The sequence below is a fragment of the Actinomadura hibisca NBRC 15177 genome, assembly GCF_001552635.1.
GTDB classification, from domain to species: Bacteria; Actinomycetota; Actinomycetes; order Streptosporangiales; family Streptosporangiaceae; genus Spirillospora; species Spirillospora hibisca.
In genome coordinates this window covers 72630-84861 of record NZ_BCRO01000063.1, presented here as the reverse complement: position 1 = coordinate 84861, position 12232 = coordinate 72630, and the positions used below count along the sequence as shown (strand labels likewise).

The following is a 12232-nucleotide window of genomic DNA, read 5'->3' as shown; positions in this document are numbered from 1 at the left end:
TCCGCCCCTGCACCCCTGGTCGCGGGCTCCGCCTCCCCGGCTCCTGTGGCTTCCGCCGTTTGTGCTTCCGGTGTCTTACGAGGTCGTTACGTGATCCCTGAAGGTAATGGTCCTGCGCGTAACTTGGGCTCGTGAAGTCACCCGATGCACCCCGGAGCAGGCGATGAGCGCATCCGGTCACGTTCTCGTCGTGGACGACGATCCGACCGTCGCCGAAGTCGTCGCCCGCTACCTGGAGCGTGACGGTCACCGCGTCGAGTGCGTGGCCGACGGGCGCCAGGCGCTGCGCCGTGTCCTGGACCGGCCGCCCGATCTCGTCGTGCTCGACCTCATGTTGCCCGGCATGGACGGCCTGGAAGTGTGCCGCCGGCTGCGCGAGACCTCCCTCGTGCCGGTCGTCATGCTCACCGCCCTCGGGGCCGAGACCGATCGGCTGGTGGGGCTGGAGACCGGGGCCGACGACTACGTGACCAAGCCCTTCAGCCCCCGCGAGCTGGCCTTGCGTGTTCGCTCAGTACTGCGGCGGGCGCGTGCCGTGCCCCCGTCCGCCGGGAACGCGGGCATCCTGCGCGACGGTGATCTGGTCGTGGACGTCGCCGCGCACGAGGCGTTCCGCGGTGGCGTGCGGCTCACGCTCACGGCCCGGGAGTTCGACCTGCTCGCCTTCCTCCTGCGTCACCCCCGGCGCGCCTTCACCCGCGACGAGCTGCTCGACCGTGTCTGGGACTGGTCGTTCGGCGACTCCTCCACCGTCACCGTGCACGTCCGGCGGCTCCGGGAGAAGATCGAGGACGATCCGGCCGCGCCCGGCCGCATCGTCACCGTCTGGGGTGTCGGCTACCGCTACGAGCCGACGGGGGAACGGCCGTGATGCTCTCCGTCGCCGACCTGTTCTGGGTCGCCTGGTACGCGGCGCTGGCGGCCGGGCTGGTCGCCGGGGCCGCCCTGTGGCTGCTGCACCGGTGGCGCGGGCGGTCGGTCGCGGCCCAGCTCGCGGTGGTGGGCGCGGCGACGGTGCTGGCGACGGTCTCGGGCATCGTGGTGATCGCCCTCATGATGCTGATCAACGACCATGACCTGACCGTGGTCCTGTCGGTCGTGACGGCCTCCGGCCTGGTCGCGATGGCGGTGTCGATCCTGCTGGGACAGCGGCTGGTGGCGGCCAACCGCGTGCTGGTGGACGCCGTGCGCGCCGACGGGTTCAGCGCGCCCGCCACCCGGCTGCCCGCCGAGCTGGCCGAGCTGTCGCGCGAGCTGGAGGCCGCCTACGCGCGTCTCGCCGACGCGCACGCGCGCGAGCAGGCCCTGGAGGCCAGCCGCCGCGAGCTGGTCGCCTGGGTCAGCCACGACCTGCGCACTCCGCTGGCGGGACTGCGCGCCATGGCCGAGGCGCTGGAGGACGGCGTCGTCGATGACGAGGCCACCGTCCGCCGCTACCACGGGCGCATCCGGATCGAGGCCGACCGGCTGACCGGCATGGTGGACGACCTGTTCGAGCTGTCGCGCATCCACGCGGGCGCGCTCCGCCTGTCCCGGGAGCGCGTGGGCCTCGCCGACCTGGTCGCCGAGGCCGTCGCGGGCGCCGAGGCGCTGGCACGTGCCAAGGGCGTGCGGCTGCGCGGGGACGTGCGCGCCGGGCTCCCGGTCCAGGTGGACGCGGGCGAGTTCGGCCGGGCCCTGCGCAACCTGGTGGTGAACGCCATCCGGCACACCCCGAGCGACGGCACGGTGGAGGTGCGCGGCGAGATCGACGGCGGGCAGGCCCTGGTGACGGTGGCCGACGCCTGCGGCGGCATCCCCGAGCAGGACCTGCCGCGCGTGTTCGACGTCGCGTTCCGCGGCGAGGCCGCCCGCACGCCCGGCGGCGGGGCCGGGCTGGGGCTGGCCATCGCGCGCGGCATCGTCGAGGCGCACGCCGGGGAGATCGGCGTCGCCAACACCGGACCCGGCTGCCGGTTCGTGGTGCGCCTGCCGGTGTAGGGGCCCTATGTCGACAAAACGATAAAGCCACCCAACGTTGTGACCAGCACCTCAGAGGTGATCTGGGTCATTTCATCGGCTGTCCTGCCGTGGGGCGCCGGGCTTCGATGATGCTCTGACCAGGCATTATGTCACTCCCTGTGGTCTGCGTCACGCTTGATAAGCGAATCCTTACGCACGGTAGCGTTCCGCCCAGCTATTGGACGTGGCGTGCCATACGGCCGCCGTGAGCTGGAGGTGTGACGGTGCGTTCGCGTGTGGCGGGTGCCCTGGCGCTCAGTGCGGTGGTCGGCGGCGGCACGCTGGCGGGGGCCGTGCCCGCGCAGGCCGCCGCGCGGGTGGCCAAGCCGTACGACTTCAACGGCGACGGCCTGCGCGACCTCGCCGTCGGCAGCCCCAACGGCACCGTGGGCGGCAGGCGCGCCGCCGGGTTCGTCAGCGTCGTCCCCGGCGCGCGCACCGGGCTCGACACCCGCCGCAAGAAGGTCATCAGCCAGGACTCCCCGGGCGTTCCCGGCGCCGCCGAGACCGGCGACCACTTCGGGTACTCGCTCGCGTCGGCCGACTTCAACCGCGACGGTTACGCCGACCTGGCCGTGGGCGCGCCCGACGAGGACGCCGGCAAGCACACCGACGCGGGCGGCGTCACCATCCTGTGGGGTTCCAAGAACGGGCTCGGCCGCGCCACCGTCTACGGCGAAGCCCGCACGCCCGGCCACCGGCACCGGTTCGGCGAGGCCCTGGCCGCCGGTGACATCCAGGGCGACGGTTCGCCCGAGCTGTTCGTCACCGTGCCCGGTACCAGCACCTACACCTGGATCCACTTCGGCTCGCGCGCCCGCGCGACGGTCCTGGCCGGGGCCCGCTCGGCGCGGGACGTCAACCAGTCCTGGCTGGCGTCCGGCGACATCAACGGCGACGGGCGCGGCGACGTCGTCTACGCCTGGCACGACGCCGACGACCCCGAGGTCGGGCACCGCCGCGGCTTCACCGTCTTCCACGGCACCGCCTCGGGCGGCTTCACGCGCGGCCGCACCGTCTACGCGACCGTGCACTCGCTCGCCGTCGGCGACTTCGACGGCGACCGGCGCGCCGACGTCGTGGTCGGCAACACCTACGACTCGCCGTCCACCGGCGGCCGCGTCACCGTGCACCGGGGCACCCCGTTCGGCCTCGGCGGCTCCTACGCCCTGGACCAGCGCACGCCGGGCGTGCCCGGCACCGGTATCAACGAGGACAACTTCGGCCAGTCGGTCGCGGTCGGCGACGTCAACCGCGACGGCCGTGCGGACCTCGCCGTCGGCGCGCCCAAGGTGGACATCGGCCGCACCTTCGACGTGGGCCGCGCGTTCCTGCTGCTGGGCTCCCCGTCCGGGCTGACCGGGCGCGGCGCGCAGGCCGTCACCAAGAACACCGGCGGCATCCCGGGCACGGCCCGGCCCTACGCCCTGTTCGGCTTCCAGGTCTCGCTGCTGGACCACACCGGCGAGGGCGCGGCGGACATGTCCGTCGGCGCGCCCGACGAGGACGGCGGCAACGGCAGCGTCACGCTGGTGCGCGGCGGCGCGTCGGGCCTGTCGCTCAAGGGCGCGGCGGCCGTGGCGCCCGCCTCGCTGGGCGTGCGCGGCAAGAAGGCGCAGCTCGGCGGGCGCATCGGCCGCTGACCTGCATCACACGGCGGCCGCATCGGCCGTCAGCCCCGCGTCACCCGGCGACCGCATCGAACGCTGATCCACATCACACGACGGGCGCGTCGGCCGCCGACGCCGCGTCAGTGGTCGATCATCTCGTCGATGGTGCGGAACGTCGGGCACGGCCAGCGCCACATGCACGCGCGGCAGCGGCGGATCGGGCTGTCGGGGTCGCTGGTGATGCCGCCCGCGTCCTGCGGCCGGTGCAGGTCCAGCAGCCGCAGCCCCAGCTCGGCGAACACCAGCACCTCCTCGCGCGCCTCGGCCAGGAAGGTCAGGTCCTCGCGGGCGAGTCTGGTGCGGATCGGCACGAAGCCCGACCGGTTGACCAGCCGGGACAGGTACTGCGTCGAGGCGCGCCAGGAGCCCGCCTTCTCCGCGCGGGTGCGGACGCCCTCCAGGCGGTCGCGCAGGCGGAGTTCCCGGGGATCGGGTCCCCGGTCGAGATGGTCCTGGTATCGGTCTTGTCTCATGTGCGGTCCGTCCCCCCATGCGTGACCGCGGCCGGTCCGTGCTTCTCGCACGGGTTCCAGAGTCCCGCACTCGGACGCGACGCGCGGCCGAATCAGGCAGTTGCCCGGCGGCGCGCGGAAGGCGTCCTGGGGCGGCTGTACCGATGTGTCCGTTCCGTAACGGGACGTAGTTCACAAAGCGGTGTACTGCGGAGACGTCCCCATGACACGGGACTTGGCGAACTGCCTGGCTCCCCGGGCGTTCGCCCGATAGTGTGCCGGACGTGGAGCTAAACATCTCGACTTCGTCTCAGGGGGGTCACGCCGTCGTCACAGCTAGCGGCGAGCTGGACCTGTACACCGCACCCAGGCTGCAGGCCGCTCTGGCGACACTGTTGCGCGAGGAGACCGACCGCATCGTGGTCGATCTGAGCGGGGTGGAATTCTGCGACTCGACCGGCATGAACGTGCTGCTGTCGGCGATGAAGCGGCTCAAGGAGCGTGGCGGCCTGCTCGAACTCGCCGCGCCCCGGCCCGCCGTGAAGCGCATCCTGCAGGTGACGGGGCTGGACACGGTCTTCACCGTGATCGACGCCGTGCCCGCGCCCAACGCCGGGTGATCCGTCCGTAACCGATCGGCGGCCCGCGGGGGATCTCCTCCGCGGGCCGCCGCCGTTCCTCCCGGCGGCCCGCCCGGACGCGCACTACCATCGCCGTATGCAGGAAGTAGCGGTGATCATCCCGGCGAAGGACGAGGCCGACCGCATCGCGGCCACCGTCAAGGCCGCCCTCGAACTGCCCGGCGCCGACCTGGTCGTGGTGGTGGACGACGGCTCGGCCGACGGCACCGGCCGGGTCGCCCGCGACGCCGGGGCCCGCGTGGTGCGGCACAGCCGCAACCGGGGCAAGGGCGCGGCGATGGAGACCGGCGCCGAGGCCGTCGCGCTGCTGGACGAGGGCCGCGACGAGCCCCGCCACCTGCTGTTCCTGGACGCCGACCTGGCCGAGACCGCGCGCGAGGCCGCGCCGCTGGTCGAGCCGGTGCGCGCCGGGACCGCCGACATGACGATCGCCGTCTTCTCGACGACGGTGAAGCTCGGCGGCCACGGTTTCGTCGTGCGGCTGTCGCGCGACGGCATCGAGCGCGCCACCGGCTGGACCTCCACTCAGCCCCTGAACGGCCAGCGCTGCCTGACCCGCGCCGCGTTCGAGGCCGCCCGCCCGCTCGCCGCCGGGTTCGGCGTGGAGACGGCGCTGACCATCGACCTGCTGCGCCAAGGCTTCCGCGTCACCGAGGTCGAAGTGCCGCTCGCGCACCGCGCCACCGGCACCGACTGGCACGCCCAGGTCCACCGCGCCCGCCAGTTCCGCGACGTGGCGCGCGCGCTCGCCACCCGCGAGCCGGTCGTGGTCGAGCAACTGGCCCGCCTCCGGGGCGGCCGCTCCCGGTGACGCCGGGCACCGACCCGAACGCCGACCCGAACGCCAGCGCGGGTGCCGACGCGGGCACCGACCCGAACGTCGGCGCGGGTGCCGACGCGAGCGCCGCCCCGAACGTCGGCGCGGGTGCCGACGCGAGCGCCGCCCCGAACGTCGGCGCGGTGCGGCCCGGCCGTCCCGGAAGCGCCGAGCGCGCCGGAAGCGCCGAGCGTCTCGGCCGTGCCGGACTGGCCGCCATCGCGGCGAGCCTCCTGTCCTTCCTGTTCACCGCGCTGCTCGGGCCCTCCGCGTTCGAGCCGTTCCTCGCCGCCGACCCGGGCCTGCCGCCCTACTCGCTGAACGCCGAGCCCTCCCCGTACCTGGTGATCGGGCTGGTCGTGCTCGGTGTGCTGGCCGGGACGGCGGGTCTCGGCGCGTGCTTCGTCGCCGTGCGGCGCGGCTGGACGTGCCGCACCCGCCCCCTGGTCGTGGCCGGGCTGCTGGCGGCGGTCGCGTTCGTGTTCATGCCGCCGCTCGGGTCCACCGACCACCTGAACTACGCCGCCTACGGGCGCATGGTCGTCCTCGGGCACGACCCCTACGAGACCGGCGCGAGCAAGGTGCCCGGCGACCCGGTGATCGGCGCGGCCGAGGAGTGGCGCGACACGCCGTCGGTCTACGGGCCGCTCACCACCGCCGGGCAGGCCCTCGCCTCGTGGGTCGGCGGCGACTCCGTACGGCTGACGGTGTTCGTGCTGTCGGTGCTGAACGTGCTCGCCTTCGCGCTCACCGCGCTGCTTCTGCACCGCACCGCGCGCGACGACCGCGCGCGGTTGCGGGCCGCCCTGCTGTGGACCGCCAACCCCCTGATGATCTTCCATCTGGTGGCGGGCGCGCACAACGACGTCCTGGCCGTCGCCCCGATGGTGGCGGCGCTGACGGTGTTCCGCGCCGGGATCGGCGGGGCGCTGGCCACCGGCGTGCTCGTCGGCGTCGGCGCGGCCGTCAAGCTGCCCGCCGCGCTGGTCGGCGGCGGGCCCGCCTGGAACCTGCTGCGCGCAACGCGCGGCCGGGACCGTGCCTTGCGCCTGGCGGTCCTGGTCGGCGGCGCGGCGGTCACGGCGGGCCTGGCGTTCTGGGCGGCCGGGCCGCACGCGCTCGACCAGGTCCGCAACGCCTCCGGGATGATCTCGTTCGCGACGCCCTGGCACCTGGTCGACCTGGTGTTGCCCCGCTCGTTCGTCAAGGTCGCCTGGGTGCTGCTGATGCTCGCCCTGCTCTGGCTGCTGTACCGCGCGCTGCCCGGCGAGCGCGACGAGCCCCGACGCGTCGCCGCCGCCCTCGTGCTGGCCTGGCTGTTCGCCGCGCCCTACGAGTTGCCCTGGTACGACGGGTTCGGCTGGGCGGTGCTGGCGCTGCTGGCCTGGTCGCGGTTCGACTGGCTGCTGCTGGCCCACACCGCCGTGCTCAGCCTCGCCTACCTGCCCGCCCGCGACCCCAAGCTGATCGGCCTGCCGGGCTGGCTGGAGTGGTTCCTGCCGTCGGTGCTGCGCTCGGTCATCGCTCCCGTGCTGCTGACCGGGGTGCTGGCCGTGCTGGTTCGCTGGTGTCTTCGGGCCCGCCGGTCTCCAGCGTCCGCAACACCGCCGCCAGCGCCAGCGGACCGGTGAGGCACAACGCCACCGACAGGATGATCACGCCCGAGTCGTTCACCAGCGTGCCGATGACGCCGGTGGTCAGCGCGCACAGCAGCGCCGCGCGCATCGTCGGGTAGCCCTCGTAGAGCCGCGCCAGCGGGGCCAGCCGCCACCGCGCGGGATCGGCCAGCACCAGGTAGGCGAACACCACCACGGCCGCCAGCACCAGCGCGATCGGCCACCAGCCCAGCGCCCCGATCATGGACTGGAACTTGCGGACCACCACGCCCCAGGCGTCGCCGCGCACCAGGTCCTGCCAGAACTTGCCGAGGTGGGTCGGGTTGTCGCTGCGCGAGTTCAGGAACGAGATGAACAGCACGATCGCGAGCCCGGCCACGCCGAACAGCCCCAGCTTCCACCAGGACACCCGGCGGCCGGTCACCATCAGCCCCAGCATCGCGAACACCGGCACCATCGCCAGCACGCCGCCGAAGTCGCTGCCCCACATGGGCAGCCCGTCCACCGCGACCGCCGCCACGCCGACCGCCGCGACGGCCGCGACCGCCAGCCCCTTGCGCCCCTGCCGCAGCGGGTAGTGCGCCAGCCACGCCGCCGACAACACCGACGCCACCGCGAACAGCGAGAACGCCTGGTTGCCGAACCCGTAGAACCGGCCAGCCACCAGCGCCGTGTAGCCCATCAGCGAGTTCAGTTGCAGTCCGGAACCGGTCATCACGTCGACCGCCAGCAGCACCGCGGTGACGCCCGTGACGACGAGGCCGGGCGCGACCACCGACCGCCGCCACGGGCCCGCCAGCGCCAGCGCCGCGATCAGCGCGCTGAACGCCACCACGGTCGTGACCAGCACCGGAGTCGGCCGCGGCGCCTGCCACCACGGCACCAGGCCCGCCATGAACGACGCCGCCGGGGCCGCGCCCGCCATCAGCGCCACCGCCCGGACGGCGCCCAGCACCCGCCCCCGCACCTGCGGCGAGTCGCGCCGCCGCCGCAGGATCAGCGCCCCGATCAGGTACGCGACGATCTGCGTGCCGCCCAGCACCCAGAAGAACGAGCCCTGCACCTTCCGGATGGCCTGCGCGGCGACGTTCTCGTCCACCAGCATGTCGAGCTTGTCGGGGACCGACGCCTTCGACGCGTGGTCCTCCCAGCGCGAGCCGACCGCGTCCACCGGCTGCGGCAACCGCAGCTCGGCCAGCGCGGTCGCGGTGAGGTCGGTGAGGGTGACCAGGCCCGGCTGCCGGGTGGCGCTGGACGACAGGAACCCCGACGGGTAGCCCGGCCCGGTGGCCATCGCGACCCGCAGGTGAGGGCGGCCCGAGGTGTCCGCCAGCCCCGCCAGCAGCACCGTCGTGCCCGCCGGGACGGCCGCCAGCACCTGCGCCACGCGGCGGTCGGCCGCCGTCACGGCCGCGGCGCGCTCGGCGGGCGACACCGGCACCTGGTCGCCCTTCACGTCCACGCCGGCCGCCAGGTAGACGCGGAACAGCTCGTCCACCTCGACGGCGGTCAGCGGGCACCGCGACCAGTCGGCGGCGGAGGTCTTGTCGGGGGACTCGGCGTAGCGGTCCACCCGGCCGCCCTCGTCGGCGAGACCGAAGACCGCGCCCGGCCCGACCGCGAACGTGCAGGCGCCCGAGTTCTTGACCGCCTGCCCCAGCAGCCCGACGCGCGCGTGGTACTTGGTGCCCGCGTTGTCGGTCTTGATCGTGTCCCAGCCGGGGGCCGCCGCGCCGCCGCCCGGCACCGGCTGCGGGGCCGACGGCAGCGCGCAGTCGCCGTGCGCGAGCCGCGCCCGCTGCCCGGCCGACACCGTCAGCCAGCCGTCCATCGGGCAGGTGAAGGGGACGGTGGTGCGCACGCTCAGCCCGGCCGCGCCGCCCTGCCCGGTGAGCCGCCACAACGCCGGCGCGCCGCGCTCGGTGACGTCCATCCACATCAGGCCGGGCACGCCGATCACCACGACCCGCCCGTTCGCCCGTTCGGCCGCCTGCGCCCCCGGCGCGACCAGCAGCAACGCGGCGAGCGAGAGCAGGACCGAAACGAGCGTGCCGACTTTCGCCCCCCGTTGCGCCATGCGTCAAGGTTAGTGGGCGGCTTACGCCAGGATGGGGACATGCGTGGAGGTACGGAGGTCCGCGGGGGCACGGGCGCCGGCACGACCGGGGCCGCGGCCGGGGGCGCGGGACGGCGGACGCCGGCGGATCTGCTGATCCTGCTGCTCGGCGTCGGCGTCGCGCTGCTGGCGGTGTCGCCCATCGTGACCAAGTGGCTGACCAACCCGCCCGACCAGCGGATGGTGGACCTGGAGGTCTACCGCGACGGCGGGCGCGCGATCCTGCGCGGCGCGCCGCTGTACGAGGTGCTGACCCAGCCGCCGCAGCTGCTGCCGTTCACCTACCCGCCGTTCGCGGCGGTGCTGGCGGTGCCGTTCACGCTGCTGCCGTGGTGGTACGCGCAGGTCGCGTGGACGGTGGTCATGTACGCGGCGCTGCTGGTGGTGGTCTGGTACTGCTTCCGCGACCTGATCCGCCGCGCCGGCCGCTGGGCGCCGCTGGCCACCGGCGTGCTGTTCGGGATGTCGGCCTACGTGTGGTCGGCGTTCGACCAGATCCGGTTCGGGCAGGTCGGGTTCATCCTGATGGCGTTGTGCCTGGCCGACTGCACCGCGCGCAGCGCCCGCTGGCCGCGCGGGATGCTGGTCGGCCTGGCGGTGGCGATCAAGCTGGTGCCGGGCGTCTTCCTCATCTACTTCCTGATCACCGGGCGGCGGGACGCGCTGGCCAACGCGGTGCTGACCGCCGGGGCCGCGACGCTGGCGACGTTCGCGCTGCTGCCGTCGGACTCGGCCGACTACTGGTTCGGGGCGCTGCTGGAGGGCGGCGACCGCACCGGCGCGATCGACGGCACTACCAACCAGGCGGTCAACGGGATGCTCGCGCGGGTGGTCCCGGAGGGGCCGCTGCGGTCGTTGTTGTGGCTGGTCCTGTTGCTGCTGGTCGCCTACGTGGGCTTCCGGCTGTCCCGGCGCGCCACGCTGACCGCCGACGAACTGGGCGCGGGGGTGCGCCCGGCGCGTCCGGTGGGCGGCACCGACCTGCTGCGCGCGGCCGACCGGGCGGCCGGGCCGGGGGCCTACAGCGCGCTGCTGGCGGGCGTCGCGATCGTCGGGTTGTTGTCGGTGCTGCTGTCGCCGGTCGGCTGGATCCACCACCTGGTGTGGATGATCGCGGTCATGGGCGCGCTGGTGGGCGACGGCCGTGACCTGCGGCGCTGCGTGCTCGCCGGGGTCCTGTGGGTGGCGTTCCTGTTCCCGCTGCCCTGGCTCGGCACCACCGTGGTCGCCGCCGGGGAGAGCCTGGCCTGGAAGATCCCGGGGCAGATCCTGCGCGACGCCTTCGGCCTGATCTCGCTGGCCATGATCTTGGTGCTGGGTGTCTGGCTGGTCAACAGGGTGCGACCCCGGGGTGATGGAGCGGAACCTTCGCGCGAGACCCCCGGGGTCGGTACGCTCGCCCCGTGATGCTCATCGCGGTTGCCGTCGCCGGCATGGTCGCCGGGGTGGCCGGACTGTCCATCGCGGTGGTGGCCCACAACCGCGTCAACCAGGCCGTCGCGGAGTGCACCGACACGCTGCGGCGGCAGTTGCAGGCCGCCACCGGCGCGGTGGACGCCCAGGCCCTCCGGGACCTGGCCATCGTGCACTACGACGCGCTCAAGGAGATGTCGGGCCACCGCTCGTTCTCGCTGGCGCTGATCAACTCCTCCGGCGACGGGGTGGTGATCAGCTCCATCAACGGCCGGACCGAGACCCGCACCTACGCCAAGGTCGTGCGGGACGGCCATCCGGTCGAGATGCTCTCGCCCGAGGAGAGCCAGGCGCTGCGCGCCGCGCGCCTCGGCAAGGGCCCGGTGGTGTCGATGGACGATCCGCTGCCCGATTTCGGGGGGAACGGCCGCGCCTCCACCGCGCGCGCCTGACCCGCCCCGGGCGCGTAAACTCGTCACCCTGACACCGTGCGCTCCTCGCGGGGGCGGAGGAGTGAGTTCCACATGCCACAGCGATACGCCTATCTCGGGCCGCAGGGGACCTTCACCGAGGCCGCGCTGCGCTCGTTCCCGGACGCGGCGGGGGCCGCGCACCTGCCGTACGCCACCGTGCCCGCCGCGCTGGACGCCCTGCGCCGCGACGAGGTGGACGCGGCGGTCGTCGCGCTGGAGAACTCGGTCGAGGGCTCGGTGCCCACCACGCTGGACGAGCTGACCACCGGCGAGCCGCTCCAGATCGTCGGCGAGGTCAACCTGCCGGTGTCGTTCGCGCTGCTGGTGCGGCCCGGCACGGCGCTGGCCGACGTGAAGACCGTCGCCTCGCACCCGCACGCGCAGCCGCAGTGCCGCCGCTGGCTGGCCGAGCACGTGCCGGACGCCGAGTGGCGCGCGGCGACCTCCAACGCCGAGGCCGCCCAGCACGTCGCCGACGGCCACTACGACGCGGCCCTGGCGGGCTCGTTCGCGGCGGCCCGGTACGGCCTGGAAGTGCTGGCCGAGGACATCCACGACGTGGCCGACGCGGTGACCCGCTTCATCGCGCTGCGCCGCCCGTGCGTGCCCCCGGCCCCGACCGGCATGGACCGCACGACGGTGGCGGCGTTCATCGGCGAGGACCACCCGGGCGCGCTGCTGGAGATCCTCACCGAGTTCTCGATGCGCGGCATCAACCTGACGCTGATCCAGTCGCGGCCGACCGGCGCGGGGCTGGGCTCGTACCTGTTCTGGATGGACTTCGAGGGCCACGTGTCGGACGCGCGGGTGGGCGAGGCGCTGATGGGGCTGCGCCGGGTGTGCTCGGACGTGCGGTTCCTGGGCTCGTACGCGCGCGCGGACCAGGTGCGCCCGGAGATCCGGCGGGGCACGCACGACGCGGACTTCACCGAGGCGTCGGCCTGGCTGGAGTCGGTGCGCACGGGCCATGCGCCGTGACCGAAACGTGTCCTCCCACCGCTCGTAACGCGTAAACCGAAGATCATTTAGGCGC

The 12232-nt window shown here is 73.9% G+C and carries 11 protein-coding genes; 9 read left to right on the top strand and 2 right to left on the bottom strand.

What is annotated here, in order from left to right:
• Positions 1-163 precede the first annotated feature (163 nt).
• From AH6_RS27700 to AH6_RS27690, 3 genes are all read left to right on the top strand, one after another.
• Positions 164-871: a response regulator gene (locus tag AH6_RS27700; protein WP_067485626.1), complete on the top strand. Its 708-nt coding sequence runs from the start codon at positions 164-166 to the stop codon at positions 869-871.
• The gene (locus AH6_RS27695; protein ID WP_067485624.1) at positions 871-1980 is read left to right on the top strand and encodes a sensor histidine kinase; all 1110 of its coding nucleotides are present in this window, start codon (positions 871-873) and stop codon (positions 1978-1980) included. The genes AH6_RS27700 and AH6_RS27695 overlap by 1 nt, the downstream gene beginning before the upstream one ends.
• 245 nt (positions 1981-2225) lie before the next feature.
• Entirely contained in the window at positions 2226-3644 is a 1419-nt protein-coding gene (locus AH6_RS27690) for an FG-GAP-like repeat-containing protein (RefSeq protein WP_067485650.1), read from the top strand.
• Between the two features lie 107 nt (positions 3645-3751).
• On the opposite strand, the gene AH6_RS27685 is transcribed toward AH6_RS27690, so the two are convergent.
• Complete coding sequence (locus AH6_RS27685) at positions 3752-4144, bottom strand: hypothetical protein (RefSeq protein ID WP_067485622.1); 393 nt, start codon at positions 4142-4144, stop codon at positions 3752-3754.
• 263 nt (positions 4145-4407) lie between these two features.
• Here AH6_RS27685 and AH6_RS27680 point away from each other — a divergent pair, with 263 nt between their 5' ends.
• The 3 genes from AH6_RS27680 to mptB all read left to right on the top strand — a co-directional run bounded on the left by AH6_RS27680 (position 4408) and on the right by mptB (position 7212).
• Entirely contained in the window at positions 4408-4743 is a 336-nt protein-coding gene (locus AH6_RS27680; RefSeq protein WP_067485648.1) for an STAS domain-containing protein, read from the top strand.
• A gap of 97 nt (positions 4744-4840) precedes the next feature.
• Positions 4841-5575: a glycosyltransferase family 2 protein gene (locus AH6_RS27675; protein WP_067485619.1), complete on the top strand. Its 735-nt coding sequence runs from the start codon at positions 4841-4843 to the stop codon at positions 5573-5575.
• Positions 5572-7212, top strand: a complete 1641-nt coding sequence (gene mptB / locus AH6_RS44165) for a polyprenol phosphomannose-dependent alpha 1,6 mannosyltransferase MptB (RefSeq protein WP_157431760.1) — start codon at positions 5572-5574, stop codon at positions 7210-7212. The genes AH6_RS27675 and mptB overlap by 4 nt, the downstream gene beginning before the upstream one ends.
• On the opposite strand, the gene AH6_RS27660 is transcribed toward mptB, so the two are convergent.
• The gene (locus AH6_RS27660) at positions 7100-9274 is read right to left on the bottom strand and encodes a hypothetical protein (protein ID WP_067485613.1); all 2175 of its coding nucleotides are present in this window, start codon (positions 9272-9274) and stop codon (positions 7100-7102) included. The two genes, mptB and AH6_RS27660, sit on opposite strands and share 113 nt — an antisense overlap.
• A 39-nt stretch (positions 9275-9313) precedes the next feature.
• Between AH6_RS27660 and AH6_RS27655 the strand changes: the two genes are divergently transcribed.
• The 3 genes from AH6_RS27655 to pheA all read left to right on the top strand — a co-directional run bounded on the left by AH6_RS27655 (position 9314) and on the right by pheA (position 12177).
• Entirely contained in the window at positions 9314-10720 is a 1407-nt protein-coding gene (locus AH6_RS27655) for a glycosyltransferase 87 family protein (protein ID WP_083983509.1), read from the top strand.
• Positions 10720-11178, top strand: a complete 459-nt coding sequence (locus tag AH6_RS27650; RefSeq protein WP_083983508.1) for a DUF4446 family protein — start codon at positions 10720-10722, stop codon at positions 11176-11178. The genes AH6_RS27655 and AH6_RS27650 overlap by 1 nt, the downstream gene beginning before the upstream one ends.
• A 72-nt stretch (positions 11179-11250) precedes the next feature.
• Positions 11251-12177 (top strand): prephenate dehydratase, encoded by a 927-nt coding sequence (gene pheA / locus AH6_RS27645; protein ID WP_067485609.1) that lies wholly within the window; start codon positions 11251-11253, stop codon positions 12175-12177.
• Positions 12178-12232 lie beyond the last annotated feature (55 nt).

Excerpts from the sequence above, each read along its gene's own strand:
- pheA (WP_067485609.1), top strand. The coding sequence starts at position 11,251 with ATGCCACAGCGATACGCCTATCTCGGGCCGCAGGGGACCTTCACCGAG.
- AH6_RS27695 (WP_067485624.1), top strand. The coding sequence starts at position 871 with ATGCTCTCCGTCGCCGACCTGTTCTGGGTCGCCTGGTACGCGGCGCTG.
- AH6_RS27660 (WP_067485613.1), bottom strand. The coding sequence starts at position 9,274 with ATGGCGCAACGGGGGGCGAAAGTCGGCACGCTCGTTTCGGTCCTGCTC.
- AH6_RS27700 (WP_067485626.1), top strand. The coding sequence starts at position 164 with ATGAGCGCATCCGGTCACGTTCTCGTCGTGGACGACGATCCGACCGTC.
- AH6_RS27655 (WP_083983509.1), top strand. The coding sequence starts at position 9,314 with ATGCGTGGAGGTACGGAGGTCCGCGGGGGCACGGGCGCCGGCACGACC.
- AH6_RS27675 (WP_067485619.1), top strand. The coding sequence starts at position 4,841 with ATGCAGGAAGTAGCGGTGATCATCCCGGCGAAGGACGAGGCCGACCGC.
- AH6_RS27685 (WP_067485622.1), bottom strand. The coding sequence starts at position 4,144 with ATGAGACAAGACCGATACCAGGACCATCTCGACCGGGGACCCGATCCC.
- AH6_RS27650 (WP_083983508.1), top strand. The coding sequence starts at position 10,720 with ATGCTCATCGCGGTTGCCGTCGCCGGCATGGTCGCCGGGGTGGCCGGA.